Origin of the sequence: Kocuria sp. KD4, from assembly GCF_011769905.1 — a bacterium.
Taxonomy (GTDB): Bacteria; Actinomycetota; Actinomycetes; order Actinomycetales; family Micrococcaceae; genus Kocuria; species Kocuria marina.
The window spans coordinates 855,792-881,120 of record NZ_CP050449.1; the positions used below are offsets into that span (position 1 = coordinate 855,792).

Sequence of the window (25,329 nt, forward strand, 5' to 3'; positions counted from 1 at the left end):
CGGGCCTAAAATTGAGGGGAGAAGAGTCTCACACCGGAGCGACACTCGGAGGCAGAAATGTCCGGCCATCAGGTTGATTCCACCCACGAATCCAGAACCATGAGTCGGGACACCGTCTCCATGTTCTGGAAGTTCGGACTGATGGCGCTGGTGGGCGCGGTGATCTTCTTCATCCCGGCACCTGAGGGCGTGGACCCCCGCGGCATGCACATGCTCGGCATCTTCGTCGCGACCATCCTGGGGCTCATCCTGCAGCCTCTGCCCACCCCGTCGGTGGCGCTGATCGGTCTGGCCACGGCCATGATCACCGGTGCCATGGATGTCAAGAGTGGGGAGGCGCTGAGCGGATTCTCCAACTCCGCCGTGCTGCTCATCGTCGCGGCGTTCTTCATCGCGGACGGCTTCTTGCTCACCGGGCTGGGGCGCCGCGTGGCCCTGATGTTTCTCAGGGTCCTCGGCAAATCGCCCCTGGGTATCGCCTACGGCATGGCCGTCACGGACCTCCTGCTCGCACCGGCCACCCCGTCCAACACGGCCCGCGCGGGTGGTGTGATCTACCCGATCGTCCGCTCCGTCGCGGAGGTGCAGGGCTCCACCCCGGACACCGACGAGTCCCGCAGGAAGCTCGGTTCCTACCTCACATTCACCGCGGCCCACGTCAACGTGATCACCAGCGCCATGTTCATCACCGCGATGGCCGGCAACCCGCTGGCCGTGGCCTCCGCCGAGAAGCTCGGCGTGCACATCTCCTGGGGCCAGTGGGCCCTGGCCGCGCTGATCCCCGGCCTCGTGAGCCTTGCGGTGGTCCCGTGGCTGCTCATGAAGGTCTACCCGCCCACGCTGAAGAGTACTCCGGAAGCACCCACCATGGCGCGCAGCGAGCTGCAGAAGATGGGGTCCATGACTCGCGGTGAGATCATCATGGCGGCCACGTTCGTGCTGCTCCTGCTGCTGTGGGTCTTCGGCACGGCCATTGGCGTCAACGCCACCACGGCGGCCTTCGTCGGCATCGCGGTCCTGCTGGTGACCAAGGTGCTCACCTGGAACGACATGGCCAAGAACGGCTCCGCCTGGAACACCCTGATCTTCTTCGCGGTCCTGGTGGGCATGGCGGAGAACCTGAACAACCTGGGAGTCATCACCTGGATCGGCTCGGTGGTTTCCGGTGCCGTCGGTGGCATGCCCTGGGCTGTTGCCTTTGCCATCCTGGCGCTCGTCTACTTCTACGCGCACTACATGTTCGCCTCGAACACCGCGCAGATCGTCGCGATGTACGGCGTGTTCCTGGGCGCGGCCATCACCGCCGGTGCCCCGCCGATGTTTGCGGCCCTCGCTCTCGGCTTCATCGGCAACCTCTTCGGCGCCATCAGCCACTACGCGTCCGGCCCGTCCGGCGTGGTCTACGGCTCCGGGTACGTCAAGGTCTCCGAGTGGTTCAAGGTCGCCTTCATCATGTCCGTGGCCATCATCATCATCTGGACCGTCGTGGGCAGCGGCTGGATGTGGATCCTCGGCGACCTCGCCATGTAGTCCGCCCCGCGAACCCTCCCAGCACGACGACGCTCGGTACCCTCCCAGGGGCACCGAGCGTCGTCGTCTGTTGTGGAAAGCGGCCAGGTCAGTCGTCCTTGTTGCGCAGCACCTGCCGCAGCTTCTCCCGGTTGAGCCCGGCGATCGCGGTGAGCGGGATGCCCGCGGGGCACACCTCCGCGCACTCGCCGTACACCGAGCACGGGCCGAACTCCTCCTCGGCGGCACGCGTGATGCCCTTGGCCCGGCGGCTGCGCTCCTTCTGGCTGGAGGGCAGCGTGGCCAGGTGCATGGTCTTGGACCCGGCGAACAGCTGCGCGGAACCGTTGGGGCACGCGGCCACGCACGCACCGCAGCCGATGCACGCGGCCAGGTCCAGGGCCCACTCCGCGGCCTCGTGCGAGACCGGGATGGCGTCTGCCTCCGGCGCCGTGCCCACGGAGGTGGAGACGAAACCACCGGCTTCGATCACTCGGTCCAGCGCGCTGCGGTCCACCGCGAGGTCCTTGACCACGGGGAACGCGCCGCTGCGGAACGGTTCGAGCTGCACCGTGGCGCCGTCCTCGAAGGAGCGGAGGTGCTGCCGGCAGGACGGCGTCTTCTCCTGGGGGCCGTGGGGTCTGCCGTCCACGATCACGCCGCACGCCCCGCAGATGCCCTCGCGGCAGTCCGAGTCGAACGCGATCGGCTCCTCGCCACGGGTAACGAGGTCGTCGTTGAGCTTGTCGAGCGCCTCCAGGAGGGAGAACTCGGGCCCCACGTCCTCCAGCGGGTACTCCTCGAAGTGCCCCTCCTCGGCGCCGGACTCCTGACGCCAGACTTTCAACGTGAGTTTCATGAGGATGGTCCTCTCATCGGTAGTCGCGGGTCTCGGGCGGGACGCTGGGGAACTCCAGGGGCTCCTGGTGCCTGATGTAGCGCGGTCCCGTTTCGCCGGTCTCGCCGGAATCAGCACGCTCCCACGCGGACGCGAACAGCCAGTGCTCGTCGTCGCGCTGGGCCTCGCCGCCCTCGGTCTGGTGCTCCTCACGGAAGTGCGCGCCGGCGGACTCGTCCCGGTCCAGCGCGTCCAGGCACATGAGCTCGGCCATGTCCAGGTAGTCGGCCACGCGGCCGGCGCGCTCGAGCTCCTGGTTGAAGCCGTCCGGGCGCCCCTGCACCCGCAGGTCGCTCCAGAACTCCCTGCGCAGCTCCTGGATGCCTCGCAGACCCTCGGCCAGCCCCTCGGCGGTGCGCGTCACCCCGCACTTCTCGTACAGCAGGTCGCCCAGTCGGCGGTGGAAGCGCTCCGGGCCCTGCGTGCCGCCGATCGCGACCAGCGCCTGCACCCCGGCCTCGGCCTCGGCAACCGCGGCCCGCACGACGTCGTCGTCCGGCGAGAGCTTCGGCTTGCCCAGCAGCGGTGCCAGGTAGTTGGGCACCGAGTAGGGGAGCGTGAACCACCCGTCCACGCACGCGGAGAGCAGTGAGTTGGCCCCGAGGCGGTTGGCGCCGTGGTAGCCCCAGCCGGCCTCGCCGCCCACGAACAGCCCGGGGATCGACGTCATCATGTCGTAGTCGCTCCACAGCCCGCCCATGGCGAAGTGCGCGCCGGGCGCAATGCGCATGGGCTCCTCGTACGGGTCCTCGCCGGTGGCGTCCGAGTACATCTCGAAAAGGTTGCCGTAGCGCTCCGCGATCACCGTCCGTCCGAGCCGCTCGATGGCGTCCCGGAAGTCGAGGTAGACGGAGTTCTTCAGCGGCCCGACGCCGCGGCCCGCGTCGATCTCGGTGCGCGCGGCCCGGCTGGCGACGTCGCGCGGTGTGAGGTTGCCGAAGGCCGGGTACCGGCGTTCGAGGTAGTAGTCGCGCTCGTCCTCGGGAATCTCGTTCGGGGGCCGGTGGTCCCCGGCCTTCACGGGAACCCAGATTCGGCCGTCGTTGCGCAGGGACTCGCTCATGAGAGTGGTCTTCGACTGCCACTCGCTGGAGACCGGCAGGGCTGTGGGGTGGAACTGGATGAAGCACGGGTTGGCGAACAGCGCGCCGCGCCGGTGGGCCCGGAATGCGGCGGTGACGTTCGAGTTCTTGGCCAGCGTGGAGCGGTAGTAGACGTTGCCGTAGCCGCCGGTGGCGAGCACCACGGCGTCCCCGGTGACCGCCGAGATCTTCCCGGTCACGAGGTCGCGCACCACGATGCCCTGGGCGCGGCCCTCCACGACGATGAGGTCCAGCATCTCCGTGCGAGTGTGCAGGTTCACCTGTCCCGTGGAGACCTGCCGCAGCAGCGCCTGGGCGGCGGCAACCTGCAGCTGCTGACCGGTCTGCCCGCGCGTGTAGTAGGTCCGGGAGACCTGCACGCCGCCGAACGAGCGGGTGGCCAGCCCGCCCCCGTACTCGCGGGCGAAGGGCGCGCCGATCGCGTTCATGTGGTCGATGACCCGGATGCTCTCCTCGGCCAGCCGCCAGGCATCGGCTTCGCGGCCGCGGAAGTCGCCGCCCTTGACGGTGTCCTTCACGAACCGGGCGATCGAGTCGTTGTCCACCGTGCGGGCGCGTGCGGCATTGATGCCACCCTGGGCGGCCACCGAGTGGGCGCGGCGCGGGGCATCGTGAAAGGTGAACGACTCCACGTTGTAGCCGAGTTCGCCCAGGGCCGCCGCCGCACCTGCACCGGCGAGTCCGGTGCCCACGACGACCACGGTGAACTTCCGACGGTTGAGCGGGCCCACCATGCGGTAGTGCAGCCGCCGGTCCGCCCACATCTGGGACGGGGGCACGTCCGAGCCCAGGCCAGGGAGGTCCGAACCCACGGTGCGCAGCTCGTCCAGCAGGGCCTGCGGCTGGGTGGTCGAGGATGCCGTCATCACTGAATCACTCCCAGGAGAACCAAGACGGGGATCGAGATGTTACCCAGGCAGATGGCCATGGCGACCAGCCCCGCCACCCACGCGGCGAGCCGCCGCAGCCGCCTGCCGGTGGCGCCGAGGTCGTTGGCGGCGGTCCACGTCCCGTGGGCCACGTGCACGGTGAGCACCAGCATGGTGAGCATGTAGAAGAGGGCCACGACGGGCCGCTGGAAACTGGCGACCAGATTGGCGTACGCCGATCCGCTCTCGAACGCCCCGGATGCGGCCGGCTGGACACCCAGCGTGAGGTCCAGGATGTGGAAGATGACAAACAGCAGGATCACCAGGCCGGTCCCGAGCATCGAGCGTGCCATCAGGGCGTCGCCGCGGCGCAACCCGGTGCGTTTGAACGGCCCGCGGGCTCGACGGGCGCGCGTCCACAGCAGGAGCCCGCAGCCCACGTGCAGCACCAGGCTGATCAGCAGCACGACGCGCAGCACCCACAGGACACCCGCGTAGGGCATGAGCGGCATCAGGATCTCGCGCAGCCAGTGTGCGTAGTGGTCGAACTCCTCCTGGCCACGGAAGATGTGCAGATTGCCGTACATGTGCACGAACACAAATCCGACGAAAATGAGACCGGTGACGGCCATGGTGGTTTTCGCGGCGAAGTTCGACACCGGCAGCCGTGTGCGCGGCGGGGCTGACGTGCGTTGTTTTCGCTGAATGGTTGCCGTCATCGTTGCCCCTCGTCAGTGGGTGAACCGAGTGCTGAACTCCGGGAGTTCATCACCCTCAATTCTACGCCGGGAGGGGCATTGTAAGACGCGTTCCGGGGCGTTTCCGGTACTGCCGCCAGAAAAGGTTGTGGCGGGTGCCGAGGGCATTGAGAATAACTAAGGTTTGCCGATCGTAATTTCACGGTGTGGGTATTTTTACTGTGTCCCGTTACCACTCACGGGGTTCCGGACCCCCTGGGCGGCTGTGCCGCTCCCCAGGGGGTCCGCAGCCGGGCGTCTTACTACGCACCTGTCACTCTCCGCGGAGGGTTTCCGCCCGAACTGCCCGGTTCAGGACTAGCGTTGACCCTGTGATCAAGGCGTCGCTGCGGCGCGTGGCAGGTGGTGGTACGAGGGTCCGCTGGCTCCCGGAACCCGCCCCGCTACGCGACCGGCGGCTGACGACGGCGCGCACCGCGGCGACGTCGCGAGCCCGCCTTGAGGACTGCTCACCCGCCGGACGTCGTGGAGGCTCCAATGTGGACCCAATCTCTTGACACCCTGGGCAGCCTGCCCCTCACCGCGCTCGTGGCCGCGATCCCGATAGTCGTGTTCCTGGCCTGCATGATGCTGTTCAAGCTCACGGGGCTGACATCGGGGCTCATCGCGCTGGTGGTGCAGATCCTGGTGGCACTGCTCGTGTTCCACATGCCCGTCTCCGCCGCGGCCGGTGCAGGTCTGCTGGGGCTGCTCACCGCGCTGTGGCCCATCGCGTACATCATCGTCATGGCGGTGTGGCTGTACCGGCTGAGCGTGCGCTCGGGCCGCTTCGACGTGATCCGCTCCTCGATCGCCGCGGTCTCCTCTGACCAGCGCGTGCAGGTGCTGCTCATCGCGTTCGCATTCGGCGCGTTCCTGGAAGGCGTGGCCGGCTTCGGCGTGCCCATTGCGATCTGCGCGGCACTGCTCGTGCAGCTGGGGTTCCCGCCCGTGCGCGCCGCAGTGCTGTGCCTCGTGGCCAACGTGGCCGCCGGTGCCTACGGCGCCATTGGCGTGCCCGTGCTCGTGGGCGCGCAGGTCACCGGCATGGAGACGCAGGAACTCTCGCGAGCCCTCGTGCTGCTGCTCCAGCCGCTCACGTTTCTCGTTCCGTTCCTGCTCGTGTGGATGGTCGACGGGGTGCGCGGCCTGCGCGAGGCCTGGCTCCCGGCGCTCGTCTCCTCGGTGGTCTTCTGCGCGGTGCAGGGTGGCCTGCTGTGGTTCATGGGCCCCGAGCTGGCGGATCTCGCGGCCGGCCTGCTGGCCATGGTCGCCCTGTTCGCGGTGTGCCACGTGTGGTCCCCGCGCCGGATCTCGCGTGCCCCGGAGGCCCCCGAGACCGCTGAGGCCAGCCATCCCGCGAGTGAGGTGATCCGCGCGTGGAGCCCCTTCTACATCCTCACCGCCGTGATCCTGCTGTGGTCCGTGCCCGCCGTGCAGGGCTTCTTCACCGAGGGTGCGCTGAGCTTCACGACCTTCAAGGTGCCCATGCCCGGGCTCACCGGTCACGTGACCACCGCCGCCGGAACGGTCGTCAATGCCACCTGGACCTTCTCGATCCTTGGTGCCACCGGAACGGCCATCTTGATCGCGGTGCTCATCACGTTCTTCACCACCCCGCAGCTGCACACCAAAGAACTGGGGGAGGAGCTGGCGGGCGCCCTCAAGGCACTGGGCCCGGCCATCCTGCTCATCGCCGTGATCCTGGTGCTCGCGAACATCGCCAACTACTCCGGCGGCTCCACCGCCATGGGCACCGCGCTGGCCGCCGTCGGTCCCATTTTCCCGCTCATCGCCCCGGTGATCGGCTGGATCGGCGTGTTCCTCACGGGCTCGGTGGTCAACAACAACACCCTCTTCGCGCCGCTGCAGGTGGCGACGGCGCAGGGCATCGGCGCCGCCCCGTCCCTCCTCGTGGGGACCAACACGGCAGGCGGTACCACCGCAAAGGTCATCTCCCCGCAGTCCATCGCGATCGCCGCCGGCGCGGTGGGTCTCAACGGGCGGGAGAGTGAGATCATGCGCGGCTCCATCGCCTACAGCCTGGGCATGCTCGCGGTGGTGTGCGTGTGGACGTTCGTGCTGGCCCTCGTGTGAGCAACCCTCGGATGAGTGTCTGAGGGAGGCGCGTCCTCAGGCGGGCCACGACCTCCTCGTGGGTGGGCCGTTCGGTGCATCGGGTCAGCTGGGAGGTGCCGCAGGAGGAGAGCGACTGCTTTTCGGCGGTTCCGGCCGAGTGAACCCTCATTGATCCAATATCTTGCGCATAATATGCTGATTATGTTTCGAACAATTCACGGAGGGGACCTGAGAAGCGATGGCGCACCACTCGTTCGAGCACACCACCCACCACGGCTCCGGGAGCGGAGTCGCCACCCTTTCAGAGCTGGTCGGCCGCAGCGAACCCCGTCCGGGCCGCCCCAGTGCTGCCACGGTGGTGGAGGAGGACGGCGTCAAGGTGGTCGCCTTCGAGTTCCACGAGGGCGACGAGCTCCACGAACACGCCGCACCGCACCCGGCGCTGATCCAGGTGGTCCGGGGGAGCGTAGACTTCCAGCTCCCGGAGGGTCCCGTGCAGCTGCGGCCGGGCCAGGTGCTGCACCTCACGGAGGGGCTGCTGCACGCAGTGAGGGCCCTCGAGCCCACGACGCTGTCCGTCACACTGCTGCTGCACTGATCCCGCTGCTGCGCTGAGCCCGGGCGGGCGGGCCCTGCCCGGAGCGGTCCGTGAGCTATGCAGGGGGTGGGACCTTGCCAGTCTGACACTGTCCACGTGACCGACGCACCCCGGCGGGAACGGGCGCCGCCGTCCTCGCCTGATCGCGGAGTCCACCGAGTCCACGCCGTGGCACCCGCACCACCGGGTCATCAACACGTTCGTCGACTCCATGTTCTACGGCTACACGCACTTCTTCATCTTCGCCGCGGCAGGCGCCTTCTCCGCCGGCATCGAGGTGGAGATCGACGTTCTCACGGGCGGCAGCGAGCTGCACGCCCCGTGGTCCTCCTTCGCGTTCACCATTCCCCTCGCCGTCTTCCTGCTCGGCGTGTGGGCGGTTGCCATCAGGTGCAACGCGGACAGGGTCGTCAAGACGGTTCTTCCCCTAGCGAGCGTGCTGATGCTCATCGACCCGCTGCTGCCCGTGCCGTTCGGTCTCATCGCCGTGGTGCTCGTGCTGACCGTGGCGGCCCTCGTGTGGCGCCAGACGGCGGACAGGCCCGTGCCCATGCACCGGCCCGTCAACGTCTGAGCACCCAGGGCGACGTCGCGGCTGCCCTTCTCCGCCCGGTGAGTGCAGTCCCGGGAAGCCGGGGCCGTTCAGCCCTGGGGTGACGGCGCGGTGAGCCAGGCCACGAGGCCTGGCCACACAGCGTCGGCGGCGGAGCGGCGGAACAGGCCGTGGTGGCCGATGCGCGGAACGCCCAGCTGCTCCGGGGTGAACGTGCGGTGCTCCACCGCGGCGGAGGTGAGCCGCCCGGTCAGGGCCCTCATCTGCGCGGGGCTGGCCCAGGGATCGTCGGAGGCGCCGAGCGCGAGCACATCCTGGGTGACCGCGGCCGCACGGGCCGTCGCGTCCATGGACGGGTCGTCGAAGAAGTAGCCGGGACGCCGTGCCCACGACCCCCACTCGACCATCGCGGCTGTGGGCATGTTTTCTCCGATGCCGAGCCGCTTGCCGGGCATATACCCCAGGGTCCGGCTCAGTGCCGGGCCCACGACATGCAGCATGGCGGCCACGCGCAGCTGCTCCTTCCGCGGGGCGATCGTGCGGGTGTGCGCCAGGTGGGAGGAGACCACCGCGAACCGGTCGAGGCCCTCGAGCCCGTGGCCGAGGACCATGGCGTGCCCGCCGATGCTGTGACCCACGGCGTGCAGTGAAAACCCGGGGAACCGTGCGCGGGTCCAGGCGGCCACGGCGGGGACATCCCCGCCCATCCAGTCGCGCATGCGTAGGTGCGGGTTCTTCCGGGGTTCGCCGGAGCGGCCCGTGCCGCGGTAGTCATAGGTCACCGCCGCGAGACCGCGGCCCGTCACGTACTCGGCGAACCCGGCGTAGAACCGTTCGGGCGTTGCGGTGGCGGGGTGGATGACGACGACGCCGCGCGGCTCGCCCTCGGGCAGCCACAGCGTGCCCGCCACGGCGTCCGAGGCGACGGGAATGCTCAGGTTTTCGCGGCGGATCCCGGCTACGGGGGAGTTCCGGTGGTCAGACATAGAAGTTACTCTAGGGTATTTCCAGCGGCTCAGCCCTGGGCCGTTACGGTGACGGTGGCTTCTGTCGCACGCAGGGACGCCACGTCCGTCTCGGGGGCGGGAGAGTCAGTGACGATCGGGGGGAGCTCCGCGCGAGCGCAGCCTGAAGGACGCGCTCGGCACCTCCGCGGGCACTGCGGCCGTCGCCTGCGGTGCCTTCTCCGCAACCATGACGATCGGCCGTCTGCTGGCAGACCGGGTCGTGGAGTGGCTCGGCTCCGGGGCGGTCATGGAGCCATGCCCAGCCGTAGATTGTGAATTCCCGCGATCATGCAGATTCACAACAGCAGGTCACCGCGCCAGGGCAGTGGCCATGGCCTCGAAACAATTCGGCACGCAGCGTGGGCGGTGGTCAGGTCGTGGTGCGTGGCTCAGCGGATTCCTCCCTGAGCTACCGTGGACCGGGTATGACCTACAAGACCCCCGGCAACTGACAAGGTGCATATCCCCGTGCGACTCATTCTGGTGCGTCATGGCCAGACCTCCTCCAACGTGGGCCATCACTTGGACACCGCCGCACCCGGCGCGGACCTCACCGACCTGGGGCGTGAGCAGGCGCGGGCCCTCGTGCAGGCGCTGGCGGGTGAGCCCATCAGTGCGATCTACGCCTCCAACCTCGTGCGCACCCAGCAGACGGCCGCCCCGCTCGCGGAGGCGCGCGAGTTGTCGACCGAGATCCGTGAGGGTCTGCGTGAGATCGGTGCCGGGGATCTGGAAATGGCCAACGACCACGATTCGATCGCGACCTATCTGGAATCAGCGTTGAGCTGGGCGGATGGTGGCCTCGCTTCGAGGATCCCCGGGTCGGACGAGAACGGCCACGACGTCATGGCGCGCTTCGACGCCGTCGTCGAGGAAGCGTCCACTGCTCTGGCACCGGACCGCGTGGCTGTTCTCGTGTCGCACGGCGCCGTCATTCGTGCGTGGTGTGCGCTGCGGTGCGCCAACCTGGACCGCAAGTTCACGGCGACCAACGGATTGTCGAACACGGGCGTCGTCGTGCTCGACGGCGAGCCCGGCGCATGGCGCGTGCTCACCTGGCAGGACCAGGCCGTGGGCGGGCCCGCACTGCAGGATCCGGAGTCCGACGGCGCCGCCGCCGAGGAACTCGATGGGGCAGAAGGCTCCTGCAGCTGAGAACACACAGCCTCACGGGGCGCGGTGGGAGACCACAATGAAGCATGACGATCGACTCATTGCGCGCCGTTTACGACCGCACCCGGATGGTCGGCTGGGACTTCTCACGGTTGGAAGGCCGACTGACCGCTACTGAGCCACCGTGGGATGTCGAGGCAGGCTGTCTCGCGGCCGTGCGCAGTGCGTCCCGATCAGTGGACCTCGGGGCCGGGAGTGGCGAACGGTTGGGAACGCTGCTCGCGGGAACCCGCGTCGGAAGCCGAGGTTGCGCATGGAGTTGAAGAAAGTGTTCATGGCCACAACAGCACGCACAGACGCCAGGGCAAGAGCGGCAACCGCCCCGCCCCATGTCACTTTCCCCCAAACTCTCCGCGACCTGCCAGACTTTAACTCCGACCACACGAAGGGAAGATCATGGAAGACACGCCCAAAACTCAGCCCAGCAACCCGCAGAAGGGCACCCCGTGGGGGCTCATTCTGATCGTGCTCGCGTTCCTGCTGGCCACCGCCATGGTGATCGGCGTGGGTGTCGTGTCCCTGGACATCGGCTTCGGAGGCTGACGACCTCGTACGTCGCCTCCCGTTCCCGGGATCCAGGCGGTACATCTGACGACGGCGGACGATCACCTCGAACGCGAAGGTGGCCGTCTACCGTCGTCGTACTGCCGTCACCGACCCGGGGACGCCGTCAACGGCACGGGGGCTTGATGCGGCGGGATTTCTACAACCGCGACAGCTTCTCGCCGAGTTGCTCCTGTTCCTCGGGCAGGACGCTGATCCCGCTGGTCCGCTCGGCCTCCTGGTAGAGGCACTGCTCATCACGTCGCCCAGTTGCATGGCGCGCAGGTTGAACTCGTCCACCGCCTGGACGAGGGCATTCGCGTGCCGGGGTGTCCAGCGGCGGTTCGGGTCCAGGCGGTAGAGCAGCAGCGTGCGGATCAGGTCCCCGCGCAACCCTTCCTCGGCGATGTGGGTGCGCGCGCTGACCAGCCACGTGACCAGTAGGACCGCCATGAAGAGGACACCGAGCCAGCCGATCACGGGGAAGACCTTGGTCACGAGCTCGGTGAACGGCAGGAAACTCAGCCTGAACCCGACCAGCGTGACCGCGATGAACACGAGCCGCCCCCACCGGGCATGCCAATGTAGTACACCGACGTACTGCACCGAGCGGCGTTCGATCACTTCCGGGGGTTCTCCGCGGACAAGGGGGGTGTCAGTTCATCACGGCGGACAATCCGCTCCCGGCCATCCACACCCCCACGATCGCTGCGATCCACAGAAGCGTGACCTTTGCTTCCCGCTCGAGCGTGGGGACGATCCTCTCGAGGCGCGGCCAGATCCGCTGGCCGACCAATGCTGCAGCCGCGATGAGCACGAGCGCGGGCAGGATCATCACGACGCAGTAGGTAGCGAGCAGGGCCAGACGCAGCGGCCAGCCGATGTCCATACTCGTGATGATCCCGTTGGCCGCGAGATAGGGGACCATCGTGGCGGCTTCCGTGAGAGCAGCGCCGGCACCGAGGGCGACCATGGCACCGGGATGCAAGGACCTGGGCGGTGCGCGGTGCCCCTCGCGCTTCACGGGGTCCGGTGCGAAGATCCCGTACGCGAGCAGACCCAGCCCGGCGACCACCTTGAACCACTGGGCGGGCTCGCTGTCCCAGATCCTCCCGGCCACGTCGGAGAGGAGGTCGAACCCCAGGGCGATCGCGATCCCCAGGAAGAAGTAGAGGAGCACCACGGCCGCGAAGTAGAAGAACAGCGGGACCGCGTCCACGCGCCGCCGGGAGATCACGAGGACCAGGGGGATCACCAGGGTTCCGAGGCTCATGCTGTCCAGCAGGGCCAATCCGAGCAGTGCGAGAAGGTCACCCATGTGTGCCGCCTTGTCTCGTACGAACGTATGCCATACCACGACCATACACTTGTATGAGAGGGGGTGGTCAGATGCCACAGGAGAACGAGAGTCGCGGGATGATCCCCGCCCGGGTCATGATCGCGGAAGCGGCGATCCGCGTGATCGCCCAGCAAGGTTTCGACGTGGTGAGCGTGCGCACCGTGGCCCAGGAGTCCGGGATCTCCCCCGGGACCGTTCAATACCACTACAAGACGCGGCGGGATCTGCTGCTCGCCGCCCTCGAGAGGTCCGTGGAGCGACAAACCCAACGGGTCATGGCTGCGCGCAGTCAGAACGGCTATCGGGCATCCCTCGCTCGCACCCTGCGTGAACTCCTGCCGTTGGAGGGCGTCCGGAGGGAGGACGCTGCCGTGTGGGTCAGCTTCGGGGCGGCCGCCTCCACCCGGGACTGGCTCGCGAGCGTGTACTGGCAGAACCTGCAGATCTTCCACGAGGGTGTCCTGAACGTCCTGCGGCGGGCCCAGGAGGACGGGAAGCTACGTGAGGGGCTGACCCCGGACACCGCCGCGCCCCTGGTCACGGCACTCGTGAACGGGTTGGCCCTGGATCACCTCAACGCACCCGAATCCGTTCGGGAGGGCACCGAACAGGCCCTCGATCGGGGGCTGTCGTTGATCCTCACGGACTGAGCCTCCTCAACGCCGTCGCGTCCCAATCCACCGTGTCAGGGCCCGTGCGTAGGGTCGGATGCATGATCCCCCACGACACGAGACTGCGCCGCCATGCCCCCTTGATCGTGCTGGAGGTGCTCCTCGTGGGGACGCTGATCTTCGAGATCGCCCGGGAGAACGGCCCGGCCGTGTTCTTGCTGTCCGCACTCGTCCTCGCGGCGCTCGTCCCGCTCGCCCTGGAGCCGATCGCCCGCGCCACCATCCCCGTGACCCTGCAACTGCTGTACGCGGTGCTGTTGTTCGGCGGGGCGTTCCTGGGAACGTACGTGCACGTCTACGGTGTGTGGACGCCGTGGGACACCGTGGTCCACTTCTTCTCGGGAATCCTGATCGCGCTGGGTGCCGATCACGCATGGCGCATCCTGTCCCGGCGGCATGGTTTCGTCCTGCCCACGTGGCTGTGGGGGCTCGCGATCGTGTCGTTCAGCGCCTTCATCGCGTTCCTGTGGGAGGTCGCCGAGTTCGTCACCGATCTGGTCTCGGACAGCAACGCTCAGGTGAACAACCTGGACACCATGACCGACATGATCGCGGGCACAACGTCCGCGCTGATCGTCGTGGTCGTCCTGGCGCTCACCCGTGCGGGGCGTCGAACGTCCGTGTGACGAGGACGGGTTACTCGATCACACCACACGCCAGGCGGCTGCCGGCGTCACCCGTGGAGCGGGTGTCCTCGTCCGGTCCCTCCGGGGCGTAGCGCTCGGGGATGTTCGCGTAGTTGTCCGGGCCGGAGTGGATCATCAGCGCGGAGCCGTTGTCGTCCCGCAGGTTCTCGGCCGTGAGCCGGTCCGTCTCGAACGACATGGCCGCCCGCCCGGATTCCGTCACCAGCAGCGCGGGAAGGTCACCCGCATGCTCCGGATGGCGAGCGTCGTCGCCACCCAGGTGCCCGCCGGCGGACAGGAATGCGCCGGTCTCGGAGGGATCGTCCGGCGCGGAACTCTCCGCCTCGCACACGCCATTGCCGTGCACGTGCAGGCCGTAGTACCCCGGTTCCAGACCGGAGAACTCGACCGAAACCCGCATCGCATCCTGGTCGGCCTCGGTGAACTGCGCGGTGCCGACCTCCATTCCCTCGGCATGACGCACCGTGGCGGTGGCCAGGGGACCCGGGCTCGACGCCGCCGTCGCGGCCCCCTGCCCACCCGTCGGATCCGCGGTGGTGGCGTCATTGCCCTCGCCGCACGCGGCCAGTGTCAGCATGCCCGCGAGCCCCAGGAACGCCAGTCCGCCGCGGGCTCGGAAGGGGCGATGGGTGGTGGGGGGCTCGTCGGTGGCCGGGGGTGTCATTGCGCTCGCGTTCATGGCATCTCCTCATCGTCGGTCCGCTGGGCCGGCGAGGGTCGTGATGCCGACCATGCAACGGAGGTGGCTCTTCCACCGTACACATGACGAGGGTCACAATCGGGAGTATTGCCAGGTGGGAGGCCGGTTCCGCACCGAGCACGGGGTGCCCCCGGGCCGACATCCGGCACCCCGGCGGCTACTGTGAGGACATGACGGAGTCAGCAACGCAGGAGTCGGTGGACGTGATCGTGATCGGCGGCGGCGCGGTGGGAGAGAACGCCGCGCAGTACGCGATCGAGGGCACGGACCTCACCGCGGTCATCGTGGAGGGTCACCTGCTGGGCGGGGAGTGCTCGTACTACGCGTGCATGCCCAGCAAGGCGCTGTTGCGCCCGGTCGACGTGACGGGACTGACGGACGACCTCGAGGGCGTCGTCCCCACGCGGCTCGACCGGGACGGCATGCTCGCGCGGCGCGACTCGTTCGTCTCCGACTACGACGACTCCTCCCAGGTCGAGTGGGCCGAGTCCGCGGGCATCCGCGTGGTGCGCGGCCACGCCCGACTCGTGGGCGAGCGCTCGGTGCGCATCGAGGCCGACGACGCCGCCGCGCGCACCCTCACCGCGCGGCACGCCGTGATCCTCGCGACCGGCAGCGAGCCGAGCATCCCCTCCGAGTTCGACGGAGCGCACCCGTGGACGTCCGCGGACGCGACCGGCGTGGTCGAGACGCCGGAGAGCATCGCGATCGTGGGCGGGGGAGTCGTGGCATGTGAGGCCGCGGTGTGGCTCAACGCCCTGGGATCCCGGGTGACCCTGCTCGTGCGGGGCTCGGGTTTGCTGTCCGGCAACGAACCGTTCGCGGGGGACACCGTCCTGGACGGGTTGCGCGCCAGCGGCGTGGAAGTGGTGCTCGGCGCATCCGTCACCAAGTGCACCCGCAGCGATGCCGAGGACACGGGGCTGGGCCGGGTCCACGGCGGGCCGGTCCACCTGGAGACCTCTGCCGGGACCGTCGACGTGGCCGAGGTGCTCGTGGCCACAGGCCGTACCCCGCGGTTGCGGGACGTGGGACTCGACGCGGTCGGGCTGAGCGCGGACGACGTCCTGCATGAGAAGCTCCCCGCATGGCTGCACGCCGTGGGCGATGCCAGCGGCGATGTGCCCCTGACCCACTGGGGCAAGTACCGCGCCCGGGTCATCGGGGCCAGGATCAAGGCGGCGGCCACGGGGGCGCCCGCGCCGTACGAGGTGGAGAATCCGCCCGTGCCCCAGGTCGTGTTCACGCAACCGCAGGTCGCGCAGACGGGACTGACGGAAGCCTCCGCGCGGGACCGGGGGATCGACGTCGTCACCGCGGAGGTGCCCTACAACGGTGCGGCCGGCGCGGCGCTGCTGCGTGACACCGTCTCCGGAAAGGCCAAGATCGTCGTGGACCGGGAGACCCGGTGCCTCGTAGGTGCCACGTTCGCGGGCCCGGACGCTGGCGAGCAACTGCACGCGGCCACGATCGCGATCACGGGGAAGGTACCGGTGCACGTGCTGCGCCACGCGGTGCCCAGCTATCCCACGGTCTCGGAACTGTGGTTGCGGCTGCTCGAGGAACTGCCCGAGCAACTGCGCCGGGCGCCGGAGTAAAAGGTTCCCGAACAACTGCGCTGGGCCCGGAGCAAGAGGTTCCCGAATCCGCTCGCGACGGCCATACTGGGACCGAATCATCCGGGATGCGTTCGTCGAAGGAGCCTCACATGACCCCCTCACTCGCCACGTACATCGCCCTGCCCGGAACCACCGCCGAAGCCATGGAGCACTGGCACGACGTGTTCGGGGGTGACCTGCACATCCTGCGCTACGGCGACATGGACCTGCAGGGCATGCCGTTCGAACCGGATCCCCAGGCCGTGGACCACCCGAGCCGCCGCCACGGTGGCTGAGTGGGCCCTGGACCACGCCGGACTCGAACGCCTCGAGCTGGGGCACCGGGTCAACAACCCCGCATCGGGAGCGGTGGCGCGGGCCGCCGGTTTCCGCAAGGAAGGGACCCAGCGGAGGAAGTTCCTGATCGCGGGCGAGCGGGTGGACGTGGACACCTACGGACGGCTGCGAACGGATCCCCGGTGGCAGGGCAGCGCGGCGGCGGCCCGGTTGCGGCCCGGCGACCGTCGGGGCTACCGCACTGCCACGGCGTGACCCACGGTCGCGGGGTGTTTCCAGGAGAACTCCACGGGGAAGTCGGTCGTGATCCGATCCACGCCCAGGGCCGCCATGCGGTTGAAATTGCGCTCGGCGTTTACCGTGTACACGCTCATGCCCAGCCCTGCCGCACGGACCCGGTCCACCGCGGCCGCATTGAGCCAGCGGTGGTTGGACCCCACCTGCCCCGCGTAGGTGGAGATCCGAGCGAGGGTCTCGGCATCGGGAACCCGGTACACGAGTTGCTGCAGGGGGACCTCCGGGGCCAGTGCCGCGAAGTGCTGATTGGACGCGGCGTCGAAACCCAGGACTTCGATCCGCCCGTCACGCAACAAGCGCTGCCACGGGGGACCCGTCCGCAGGCGCTCCGCGACCACGTCTTCGATACCCGGGGACGTGGCCGGCGATTTGATCTCCATGAACACGCCGATCGCGTCGCCCGCGACTCGCACGGCGTCGTCGAGGTGCGGGATGCGCTCGCCCCGGAACGCGCCGGAGAAGGACGAACCAGCGTCCAGCCGTTGCAATTCGGCCCATGTGAAGGACGTGACCGGATCGTTCTCCCGACCCGGGAACACCTCGGCGGCGTTCGTGGTGCGCGCGGGGGTGGGGTCGTGGAACGCGAAGGGCACACCGTCCGCGGAGAGCTGGACGTCGAGCTCGAAGAACTGCGCACCCGAGGAACGGGCCACCTCGAACGCCGCCACCGTGTTCTCGGGTGCGACCCCCGCGGCTCCGCGGTGGCCGACCAACAGGTGGGCCGGCGCAGTGGTCATTCCCGCAGTGTCCTCCCGCCCGCGGGGTGCTGTCAGGAGGGCCGTGGGCCGGATCCAGCGGAGGGGGTCCGTTGCGAGACGGTCGGTCAGGGGGGTCGTGCGGGTGCGCATCCAGAGCCTCTCACGGGTTGCCGTACGGAGATGGCCTTGCCGGTCGCGTGGTGATGACCGGGGAACGGGCCGAACCCATGGTCGCGGGGGGACATGACGGCTGTGGAGCACCCCGATGACCGAGGTGTTAACTCGGCACCACGGATCACAGCCGGTGTATTAACCTGGCGTCCGCCGCCGAATGCACCTCCGGCGGATCGCACCCGGTCCGTTACTCCAGCGGGTCACCCTTGGTGCGGTCCAGCGCGACCCGGACCAGGGCCGCGGCCAGGATGGGGAGTTTTTCGGGCGGGACGAGGTCCGCGAGGTCGTGGGCGTCGTCGGGCAGACCGATCCGCCGGGCGCCGTCCAGGGCCTTGGCGTCGAAGAACGGCGCGAGGCCGGGCCAGACACCCTGTACCTCCCGGGCGAAGATCGCGGCGCCCGCGGGGCCGATCCCCGGGAACTGCTGGAGCGCCTCGAGGACGTCGTCGGTACCGTCCGCGCGCTCACGCACGCGGCGCAGATCCCCGCCGTACTCGTCGATCAGGAGGGCGGCGCCGTCGCCGAGCATCGTGGAGGTGCGCTCGTCGTAACGCTTGTAGCCGCCGCGACCCAGCGCCTGAACCCGTTGCCGCCACGACGCCGCGCGCATCCGTTCCGGGGTGCGGTACCCGGCCGTGAACAGCTCGCGCGCGGAGGCGACCGCCACCTTGGCCCCGATGCGCGCGGACAGCAGATTGGCCAGCACCAGCAGCTGGAACAGGGGAGCGGGTGTGTCCCGCAGCTCGATGCCGGCGTCCTGCGCGTACGTGGTGCCGTGGCGCTCCAACAGCACGTGCACGGTGTCCTCGTGCGATCGCGTCATGCGTCCCTCCCTGCCTGGATGTCTGTGTCCGTGTTGTCCGACATCATGCCGCCCACGACCGGATCGTTCGGGGCCGTGCTGCTCACGACGGCGTGAATTCCGCTCCCGGCCAACTCTCTCGTGCGCACCGTCACTAGTAAATAAACTGACAATCGACGCCACATCGCGGTGGCAGACCCCACGGTTTGGTGGGCATTCACAGCCTCGACGAAAGGAAGTGCCATGGCGGAGAACACCGACGACATCCAGAAGGTGCGGGACATCATCAAGGGCACCCGCATCGCCATGCTCACCCACGTGGACGGGGATGGTCACCTGGTGTCCAAGCCCATGGCCACGCAGGAGGTCGAGTTCGACGGCACCGTGCGGTTCATCGCGGAGCGCGATTCCGAGCAGGCGCAGGCCCTGCAGCAGCGCCCCGAGGTGAACGTGGCCTACTCGGGTTCCGGCTCGTGGGTGTCCGTGTGCGGCACCGCGCGCATCGTCAACGACGAGGCCAAGCTCAAGGAACTGTGGAGCAGCTTCACCGGTTCGTGGCTCCAGGGCGGCCCGGAGAACCCCAACAACATCCTCATCGAGATCGACGGCCACAGCGCCGAGTACTGGGACAGCCCGGGTAACAGCAAGGTGACCCAGGTGGCCAACTTGATCAAGTCCAAGGTCAAGGGCGACACCGTGGACGGCGAGAACAAGGTCGTGGATCTCTGATCCGACCCGCCCGTCCGACGGCCGTTCGATCCCCATGGATCGGGCGGCCGTTGCGCATGTCGGGGCTCGTCCGGCAAGGGGCGCCTCGTCCGGGCGGGGGCCCGCGCGCCTACCATGGAGTATGACCGTACGCCTACTGTCGATCGAGACCGCCGTCCCCGACACCGTGATCCGGCAGGAGGACGTGTCCCGGCTGTTCGCCGAGCAGCCGGGGATGACCAGGCTCGGCACGCGCGTGGTGCGTTCCGCCTTCGCAGGCGCCGGGGTGAGCACACGCCACACGGTCCTGCCCGAGCTGGGCGTTGTGGCATCGGGGACCGTTGACGGGGGCGACGCCGCGGCGTCGCCGTTCGTGGATCCCACGACCCGGCACCTGCGCTCGCCGGGAACGCACGCACGCAACCAGCTCTACACCGAGCACGCCAAACGGATGTTCGTGACAGCCACCCGGGCGGCCCTCGACGCCGCGGCCCCCGGGATCGAGCTCGCGGACGTGACCCACGTGATCACGGTGTCCTGCACCGGGTTCTTCGCGCCGGGCCCGGACGTGCGCGTGACCAAGGACCTGGGGCTACCCGCGGACGTGAAGCGGATGCACCTGGGGTTCATGGGCTGTAATGCCGCGTTCCCCGCCCTGCAAGCCGCGTACACCGCGTGCCGCGCGGATCCGGACGCCGTGGTGCTCGTGGTGTGCGTGGAGCTGTGCACCCTGCACCTGCACGTGCGCAACGATCCCGACACCGTGATGGGCAACGCCCTGTTCGCGGACGGTGCGGCCGCCGCGGTGGTGACGGGGCGCGACGCCGCCGCTCCCGGCGCTACCCTCGAGCTCGTGGACTTCGAGACGACCCTGGCCCCAGTGGGCGAGGAGGAACTCGCGTGGAGCGTGGGGGACGAGGGCTTCGAGATGATCCTGGGGACCTACGTGCCGCGGATCATCGACGACCACGTGACGGACGCCCTCGCACCCCTGCTGGACCGCGCGGGGTTGAGCGCGGACCGGATCCCCCTGTGGGCCGTGCACCCGGGGGGACGCAGCATCCTGGACAAGGTACAGGGACGGCTCGCGCTCACGGACGAGCAGATGGCCCCCTCCCGGGGAGTGCTCGCGGACGCCGGGAACATGAGCAGTGCGACCATCCTGTTCGTGCTCGAGCGCCTTGTGCGAGCGGGGGACCCGGGCACCGTGGCGGCGCTCGCGTTCGGCCCCGGCCTGAGCATCGAGAGCGCCCTGCTGCGGGTCCGTCCCGCGTCCGAGACGACGTGAGCGATGAAACCTACGCTGCGCAACAACCCTCTGCCGCACGCTGATGTCCTGCGCCGCCGCGACCCCCTGCTCCGCCACCGCAGCGTGGACGAGCCGGAGCTCATGGACGATCCGGCCTGCGATCCGGTGGCCCTGGACAACACCTACCGCTTGTTCGGGGTGATCAACCCGCTCGTTGCATCCTGGCGGCCCGTCTACCGCCGGTATGTACGTCCCGCGTTGCGTGCCGCTGCCCGAGAGGGCCGCCCCGGCACCGTGCTGGACATCGGGTGCGGCGGGGGCGACGTCGCCCGGGCCATCACCCGCTGGGCCGCTCGCGACGGGCTGGACGTGCGGATTACCGGGATCGACCCGGACGCCCGGGCCACACGGTGGGCGGCCGCGCACGACCGCGGAGTGGGCGCCGCCTACCGGACGCTCGCGAGCCACGACCTGGTGGCAGCGGGGGAGCGCTACGACGCCGTGATCTCCAACCACATGCTCCACCACCTGACACGGAAGGAGCTGTCCGCCGTGCTGGCGGACTCACGTCGGCTGACCCGTGGGGTAGCGGTGCACAACGACCTGCGCCGCAGCCGCGCGGCCTGGCTGCTGTACTGGGTGGCCACGCTGCCGCTCGCACGAGCCAGGGTGTTCGTGCGCTTCGACGGTCTGCTGTCCATCCGGCGCAGCTACCGCCCCGGAGAGCTGCGCCAGGCGCTGCCCCCGGGGTGGCGGGCCGTGCAACAGCGGTTCTTCCGGCTGCTGGCGGTGCACACCGGCCAGGACGCGGAGGCGGTCCAGGCGGACCGGGATCAGGTGGACACCCCGCAGAAGGACCGGACTCAGTCGGACCCGGGACGCACGTCCTGATCCCAGCCCTGCTGAGGCGTCTCGCACGTCTCCCGGAACACGTACTGGGAGGGGCGTTTGCGTTCGCGGCTGGACCAGTCGATCGCCGGGCGGTGGGTGCGCTCAGGCACGTAGCCCAGCCGGTACACGGCCATGAGCTCCAGATCCTCCGGAACGCGCAGCACGTCCACGATCCGCTGCCACTGGTGCGGTGCCTCCATGGGGAAGGACACGAACTGGATCCCCATGCCCAACTCCACCGTGGTGAGCCACAGGTTTTCCATGGCGGCACCCATGCTGAACACCGAGTAGAACCCGGACAGCTCCTCCGGGCGGTACTCGCCGCGCTCGAGCATCACGCCGATCAGTAGCGGGGACCCCGCCACGAGCTTGCGGTTCTCCTCGCCCAGGGTCTGGGGCACGCGCAGCTTGTTCATGAGGCTCTGCCCGGAGGGCGTGAACGCCTTGGACGTGAACGGGCGCAACAGCGCGGGCAGTTTGTCGAACAGCATGCCGCTGCGCTGGGCGTCCATCTCTTTCTGGCTGAACCGGAAGTACTTCTTGTACCGGTCGAAGAACGTGCCCGCGCCCATGACCTCGGTCATGCTCTCCCCGCTGATCCGGGCGACGGTCTCGATCGTGTCCCGGTCCTCGATCAGCACGAACCGCCACGGCTGGCTGTTGAACTGGGAGGGGGCCGCGGCCGCCGCGCGGATCAGCAACTGTTGGTGCTCGGGGCTCACAGGATCCGGGCGGAACGGGCCGTTGGTGGTGCGGCGGTTGAACACGGCATCCAGGAATTCCACGATTCACCTCCAGGCCAGCGCGAGGCCGGCCACGTAGCAGGGAGCCGCCGCGAGGGCGTCTCGGGTGTGACGTCGCAGCGGGTGCGCACCGTGGCGCTGCAACAGGAAGAGCGGGACGACCGCCGGTGCGAGGACCGCCGCCACTGGGGAGCGCTCACGCACCGCGGCCACGCATGCCGCCGCGGTCACGGCGGACGTGGTGATGTACAGACCGTGGTGGATCCACCGGACGTTCGAGGTGCTCACCCACCGGGCGGCCACGGACGCCCCCAGCGCGCAATTGGCGGTGTATGCACCGGCGGATGCGGTCACGAGCGTGCGCAGCAGGTTCATGACTCTCCTCGCCGGTGGGGTGCGTCCCGTGCGCTCATCGTGTCACACGTGGCATGCCACGGTGTCCAGCCACGCGGCTGCGCTGCCGTCCCGATGGAGTGCGGGGGCAACGGCGCGTGGTGGCGTTGTCGAAACCGGGCGCCGGGGCGCGGCTCAGCCGATACCCGGGGGCCACTCGCCCGCGTGGTCCACGGACTCGGTGTTCGGGTTCCAGGAGTACGTGGACACAGCCCGCCCGCTCGCACCGGCATTGCTCTCGCCCTCCTTGGCCCACCGGTAGGTGACCTGGATGGCGGAGTCGGACAGCCGCACGGTCGCGGGCGAGAAGGCGATGCCCTCCTGGGTGGTCGTGCCCAGGTATTCGCCGTCGTGGAAGAGCATCTGCTGCGACGGGGAGGACGCCGTGCCCCTGCGGATCGTCAGCGTGACCCACGACAGGTCCGCGCACGGGTCGTACGTCTCGGTGTCGATCGCCACCCACTCGGCGTCGGGAACGTTGCCCTTGGGGAACGCCGGGCCCACCTTGTCGATGTTCTCGTTCACGGCCTGCTCCGCGGAGGTGTTCGCGCACGACCCGGACGGTTCGGGGGTCGCAGACGATGCCGCAGTGGTCGCCGCGGGGCTCTGCGACCCGGGCGCGGGGGTGTCGGACGCGGTCATGTGACTCTTGGGCTGCGCGGCGGGCGAGGAGACGGGAGCCGCGGCGGTCGCCTGGCCGGTCGCCGCGGCGTCGGTCCCGGCCTGCGGGCTCGCGGACTGGGAACGGATGCCGGAGGTGGGCCCGTTGGCGATCTCGGAGGAGGTGGCCATGGACTGTGGTTGTTCCGCGGGCGAGGAGCTGCATCCGGTGAGCCCGCCCAGTGACAGGACCAGGAGGGCGGCTGCCGCGGTCAACGTGCGTGTGCGGTGCATGACGAATCCTCTCGTCTCATCCGTTCCCCGATGTCCACGGGTGGTTCCAGCGTGAGGGCTCGTCTTCACTTAAGCAATACTTCTATGTAAATGCAAAAGAATCAGCCCGCGACCAGGGCATTCGTCCCGAAGACCGTTACGCGTGGTCGTCCGCGAAGCTGTCACCCGACCCACCCCAGGAGCCGTTCCGGGAGCGTGAACGCATGTATTCGCCCAGCACCGCGGCGTCGAGGTCCTCGGGATCCGGGGCGACCACCCGACCGCGCACCCGGCGCGCGAGCGCCGCGATGAAGCGGACGAGTCCGGGGTCGTCCCCCAGCCGGAACAGGGTGATCTCGGTGCCGCGCCGGGCCACGGCGTCCAGCTGCGCCACGGTGAGCCGCAGGGTCTCGGGATCGGGCGGGTACATGAACCATGCCTCGCCGCCGGGTTCCAGGTGGGCGGTGGCCTCACCGTCCGTGACCACAAGCAGCACGGGGTGCATGGTGGGGTGCTTGCGGAAGAAGCGCTGCGCCAGCAGCAGGCCGTGATGCAGGTTGGTGCCCTGTTCGTGCCACGCGGGCAGCGCGGTGAGCTCCCCGATGTCCATCGTCTGGGCGTAGCGGCCGAACGTGATGAGTTCGAGTGCGTCACCCCGGAAGCGGGTGGAGATCAATTGGTGCAGGGCGATCGCCATGCGCTTCATGGGGACCCAGCGCCCGTTCAACGCCATGGAGAAGGACGTGTCCACGAGCAGAGCCACCGCCGCCTGCGTGCGCGCCTCCGTCTCGCGCACCTCGATGTCCTGGACGTCGATCCGCAGACCCGCACTCGGGTCCGCGCCCGACGCCGCCGTGCGGGTCACCGCGTTGGTCACCGTGCGGGTCACGTCCCACGGTTCCACGTCCCCGAACTGCCACGGGCGGGACGAGCCGGTCTGCTCACCGGCGGCCCCGGCGAGCCGGGTGTCCCGGCGGCCACTGCGACCGGAGAGTCTCCCGGCGGCGTCGCGCAACAGGGATTTGCCGAGCTTGCGCATGGCCCGCGGGGACAACCGCAATTCGCCGTCCGTGCCGCGGCGCAGGTAGCCGCTGTCCCGCATGGCGCGCTCGAGCTCGGTGAGCGTGCGCGCGGCGACGGCGGCGTCGTCGCCCAGTTGCCGGGCCAGCGCGGCCACGTCCAGGTCCGAGAGCGTGGAACCCGCATAGGACTGGGACAGCTGCTCGCTCAGGGCGTCCAGGTCCGCGAGGTCCTGCAGCACACCCGTCCCGTCCCCGAGACCGAGGCCTTGATCGCCCTCGAACTGCTCCGAACCGGACCAGTCCAACCCGGGACGCAGGCCCTGCAGCGCGGCGTCGAGGCGGTCCAGTTGAGACATCAGTTCGGGGGAGCCGAACGCCTGCGCGGACAGTGCCATGAGCTCCTCGCGCTGCTCCGGGGTCATGGACCGCATCATGCGCTGCGCGGCGGCGGAGCGCTGAGCCAGCGCGTCGATGAGCTCGTCGATGTCCTGGGGGTTCTCGGGGAACTGGTCCCCGTGCCGGTTCATGAACCGCTCGAAGTCCTCGGGCGTGTCCTCGCCGCGGGCGTGCTTCTCGAGCAGCTCGTTGAGGTCCTCGAGCATGCGGGAGACCGCGGCGCGGTCCTCGTCCGTGGCGTTCTGCAGCGCGTTCTTCATCCCCGCGAAGCGCTGCTCGAGCAGTTCGCGGCCCAGCAGGTCCTTGATCTGTTCGTAGTTGCGCCGTGCGGCGTCCGACTGCCAGTCGTAGTCGGACAGTTCCGTCACGGCCGCCGCGGTGGAGGACGGCAGGGCGTCCAGGCGCATCTCCCGGAACTGCCGGTCCGTGGGATCCATGCGCGCGTCCCGCAGGAACTGATCGCGTTCCTCGCGCAGCGCGCGGTCGAGCAGTTTCTTGGCCTCCTGCACCGTGCCGTCCAGGCGGTGCCGGCTCAGCAGGTCCCGACGCCGCTGATGCACCTGGCGCGCCAGATCGTCCAGTCCGCGCTGGTTGCGCCCGCCGCGGCGCAGGAATTCGCGCAGGGCCTGGTCGGGGGAGTAGCCGGCCATGACGTCCTCGGTCACGGCGTCCAGGACCTCCCCGAGGTCCACGGGTGGGGCCAGGGGATCGGGGCCGCCGGAGTAACGACCGTACCGTGAAGAATGCCGGGGTGTGCGCATG

At 69.1% G+C, this 25,329-nt stretch carries 27 protein-coding genes; 14 read left to right on the forward strand and 13 right to left on the reverse strand.

What is annotated here, in order from left to right; all coding sequences use genetic code 11:
• Positions 1-99 precede the first annotated feature (99 nt).
• Positions 100-1,530, forward strand: a complete 1,431-nt coding sequence (locus HBK84_RS03960) for an anion permease (RefSeq protein ID WP_167318246.1) — start codon at positions 100-102, stop codon at positions 1,528-1,530.
• Positions 1,531-1,618: 88 nt separating this feature from the next.
• Here HBK84_RS03960 and HBK84_RS03965 read toward each other — a convergent pair whose 3' ends face one another.
• Genes HBK84_RS03965 through HBK84_RS03975 form a run of 3 tightly spaced genes read right to left on the reverse strand, consistent with a single transcriptional unit; the run spans position 1,619 to position 5,098 of the window.
• Positions 1,619-2,368 (reverse strand): succinate dehydrogenase/fumarate reductase iron-sulfur subunit, encoded by a 750-nt coding sequence (locus HBK84_RS03965; protein WP_167318247.1) that lies wholly within the window; start codon positions 2,366-2,368, stop codon positions 1,619-1,621.
• 13 nt (positions 2,369-2,381) lie between these two features.
• Entirely contained in the window at positions 2,382-4,376 is a 1,995-nt protein-coding gene (locus HBK84_RS03970) for a fumarate reductase/succinate dehydrogenase flavoprotein subunit (protein ID WP_167318248.1), read from the reverse strand.
• Positions 4,376-5,098 carry a succinate dehydrogenase cytochrome b subunit gene (locus HBK84_RS03975; protein WP_167318249.1) on the reverse strand — a complete coding sequence of 241 codons (723 nt, stop codon included), beginning with the start codon at positions 5,096-5,098 and terminating at the stop codon, positions 4,376-4,378. The genes HBK84_RS03970 and HBK84_RS03975 overlap by 1 nt, the downstream gene beginning before the upstream one ends.
• Positions 5,099-5,614: 516 nt before the next feature.
• On the opposite strand from HBK84_RS03975, the gene HBK84_RS03980 reads away from it, so the two are divergent.
• From HBK84_RS03980 to HBK84_RS03990, 3 genes are all read left to right on the forward strand, one after another.
• A complete protein-coding gene (locus HBK84_RS03980; RefSeq protein WP_167318250.1) occupies positions 5,615-7,213 on the forward strand; it encodes an L-lactate permease in 1,599 nt (532 codons plus the stop codon).
• A 220-nt stretch (positions 7,214-7,433) separates the two neighbouring features.
• Complete coding sequence (locus HBK84_RS03985) at positions 7,434-7,793, forward strand: cupin domain-containing protein (RefSeq protein ID WP_052160972.1); 360 nt, start codon at positions 7,434-7,436, stop codon at positions 7,791-7,793.
• 190 nt (positions 7,794-7,983) lie between these two features.
• Positions 7,984-8,367, forward strand: a complete 384-nt coding sequence (locus tag HBK84_RS03990; RefSeq protein ID WP_255458081.1) for a low temperature requirement protein A — start codon at positions 7,984-7,986, stop codon at positions 8,365-8,367.
• A 68-nt stretch (positions 8,368-8,435) separates the two neighbouring features.
• On the opposite strand, the gene HBK84_RS03995 is transcribed toward HBK84_RS03990, so the two are convergent.
• On the reverse strand, positions 8,436-9,332 hold the full coding sequence (locus HBK84_RS03995) for a serine aminopeptidase domain-containing protein (protein ID WP_167318252.1): 897 nt from the start codon (positions 9,330-9,332) through the stop codon (positions 8,436-8,438).
• Between the two features lie 489 nt (positions 9,333-9,821).
• Between HBK84_RS03995 and HBK84_RS04000 the strand changes: the two genes are divergently transcribed.
• Positions 9,822-10,508: a histidine phosphatase family protein gene (locus HBK84_RS04000; protein WP_167318253.1), complete on the forward strand. Its 687-nt coding sequence runs from the start codon at positions 9,822-9,824 to the stop codon at positions 10,506-10,508.
• A gap of 414 nt (positions 10,509-10,922) precedes the next feature.
• Positions 10,923-11,069, forward strand: coding sequence for a hypothetical protein (locus HBK84_RS04005; protein WP_156523461.1), 147 nt, complete (start codon positions 10,923-10,925; stop codon positions 11,067-11,069).
• Positions 11,070-11,156: 87 nt separating this feature from the next.
• On the opposite strand, the gene HBK84_RS04010 is transcribed toward HBK84_RS04005, so the two are convergent.
• Both HBK84_RS04010 and HBK84_RS04015 read right to left on the reverse strand, forming a co-directional pair.
• Entirely contained in the window at positions 11,157-11,693 is a 537-nt protein-coding gene (locus HBK84_RS04010) for a hypothetical protein (RefSeq protein ID WP_167318254.1), read from the reverse strand.
• Between the two features lie 31 nt (positions 11,694-11,724).
• Positions 11,725-12,387 carry a GAP family protein gene (locus HBK84_RS04015; protein ID WP_167318255.1) on the reverse strand — a complete coding sequence of 221 codons (663 nt, stop codon included), beginning with the start codon at positions 12,385-12,387 and terminating at the stop codon, positions 11,725-11,727.
• A gap of 71 nt (positions 12,388-12,458) precedes the next feature.
• Here HBK84_RS04015 and HBK84_RS04020 point away from each other — a divergent pair, with 71 nt between their 5' ends.
• The gene (locus HBK84_RS04020) at positions 12,459-13,058 is read left to right on the forward strand and encodes a TetR/AcrR family transcriptional regulator (protein ID WP_167318256.1); all 600 of its coding nucleotides are present in this window, start codon (positions 12,459-12,461) and stop codon (positions 13,056-13,058) included.
• 62 nt (positions 13,059-13,120) lie between these two features.
• The gene (locus HBK84_RS04025; protein WP_167318257.1) at positions 13,121-13,705 is read left to right on the forward strand and encodes a hypothetical protein; all 585 of its coding nucleotides are present in this window, start codon (positions 13,121-13,123) and stop codon (positions 13,703-13,705) included.
• 10 nt (positions 13,706-13,715) lie between these two features.
• Here the strand turns inward: HBK84_RS04025 and HBK84_RS04030 are convergent, their stop codons facing one another.
• Positions 13,716-14,405: a superoxide dismutase family protein gene (locus HBK84_RS04030; protein ID WP_082943248.1), complete on the reverse strand. Its 690-nt coding sequence runs from the start codon at positions 14,403-14,405 to the stop codon at positions 13,716-13,718.
• Between the two features lie 191 nt (positions 14,406-14,596).
• On the opposite strand from HBK84_RS04030, the gene HBK84_RS04035 reads away from it, so the two are divergent.
• The 3 genes from HBK84_RS04035 (at position 14,597) to HBK84_RS04045 (ending at position 16,576) form a co-directional block, all read left to right on the forward strand.
• Positions 14,597-16,024, forward strand: coding sequence for an NAD(P)/FAD-dependent oxidoreductase (locus tag HBK84_RS04035; protein WP_167318258.1), 1,428 nt, complete (start codon positions 14,597-14,599; stop codon positions 16,022-16,024).
• Between the two features lie 110 nt (positions 16,025-16,134).
• Positions 16,135-16,320 carry a hypothetical protein gene (locus tag HBK84_RS04040; RefSeq protein WP_240919096.1) on the forward strand — a complete coding sequence of 62 codons (186 nt, stop codon included), beginning with the start codon at positions 16,135-16,137 and terminating at the stop codon, positions 16,318-16,320.
• Entirely contained in the window at positions 16,313-16,576 is a 264-nt protein-coding gene (locus tag HBK84_RS04045) for a GNAT family N-acetyltransferase (protein WP_206069191.1), read from the forward strand. The genes HBK84_RS04040 and HBK84_RS04045 overlap by 8 nt, the downstream gene beginning before the upstream one ends.
• Here the strand turns inward: HBK84_RS04045 and HBK84_RS04050 are convergent.
• Both HBK84_RS04050 and HBK84_RS04055 read right to left on the reverse strand, forming a co-directional pair.
• Positions 16,555-17,355, reverse strand: a complete 801-nt coding sequence (locus HBK84_RS04050) for a glycerophosphodiester phosphodiesterase family protein (RefSeq protein WP_239320836.1) — start codon at positions 17,353-17,355, stop codon at positions 16,555-16,557. The genes HBK84_RS04045 and HBK84_RS04050 overlap by 22 nt on opposite strands.
• 322 nt (positions 17,356-17,677) lie before the next feature.
• On the reverse strand, positions 17,678-18,313 hold the full coding sequence (locus tag HBK84_RS04055; protein ID WP_064846014.1) for a hypothetical protein: 636 nt from the start codon (positions 18,311-18,313) through the stop codon (positions 17,678-17,680).
• 222 nt (positions 18,314-18,535) lie between these two features.
• On the opposite strand from HBK84_RS04055, the gene HBK84_RS04060 reads away from it, so the two are divergent.
• The 3 genes from HBK84_RS04060 (at position 18,536) to HBK84_RS04070 (ending at position 21,140) form a co-directional block, all read left to right on the forward strand.
• Positions 18,536-19,021 (forward strand): pyridoxamine 5'-phosphate oxidase family protein, encoded by a 486-nt coding sequence (locus HBK84_RS04060; protein ID WP_064846016.1) that lies wholly within the window; start codon positions 18,536-18,538, stop codon positions 19,019-19,021.
• Positions 19,022-19,142: 121 nt separating this feature from the next.
• Complete coding sequence (locus tag HBK84_RS04065; protein WP_167318260.1) at positions 19,143-20,288, forward strand: type III polyketide synthase; 1,146 nt, start codon at positions 19,143-19,145, stop codon at positions 20,286-20,288.
• Between the two features lie 3 nt (positions 20,289-20,291).
• Positions 20,292-21,140: a class I SAM-dependent methyltransferase gene (locus HBK84_RS04070; protein WP_167318261.1), complete on the forward strand. Its 849-nt coding sequence runs from the start codon at positions 20,292-20,294 to the stop codon at positions 21,138-21,140.
• Here the strand turns inward: HBK84_RS04070 and HBK84_RS04075 are convergent.
• From HBK84_RS04075 to HBK84_RS04090, 4 genes are all read right to left on the reverse strand, one after another.
• Positions 21,113-21,925, reverse strand: a complete 813-nt coding sequence (locus HBK84_RS04075) for a nitroreductase family protein (RefSeq protein ID WP_167318262.1) — start codon at positions 21,923-21,925, stop codon at positions 21,113-21,115. The two genes, HBK84_RS04070 and HBK84_RS04075, sit on opposite strands and share 28 nt — an antisense overlap.
• 3 nt (positions 21,926-21,928) lie before the next feature.
• On the reverse strand, positions 21,929-22,258 hold the full coding sequence (locus HBK84_RS04080; protein ID WP_167318263.1) for a hypothetical protein: 330 nt from the start codon (positions 22,256-22,258) through the stop codon (positions 21,929-21,931).
• Positions 22,259-22,411: 153 nt separating this feature from the next.
• A complete protein-coding gene (locus HBK84_RS04085; protein ID WP_167318264.1) occupies positions 22,412-23,170 on the reverse strand; it encodes an LppP/LprE family lipoprotein in 759 nt (252 codons plus the stop codon).
• A 136-nt stretch (positions 23,171-23,306) separates the two neighbouring features.
• Positions 23,307-25,328, reverse strand: a complete 2,022-nt coding sequence (locus HBK84_RS04090; RefSeq protein WP_167318265.1) for a VWA domain-containing protein — start codon at positions 25,326-25,328, stop codon at positions 23,307-23,309.
• Position 25,329: the final 1 nt, after the last annotated feature.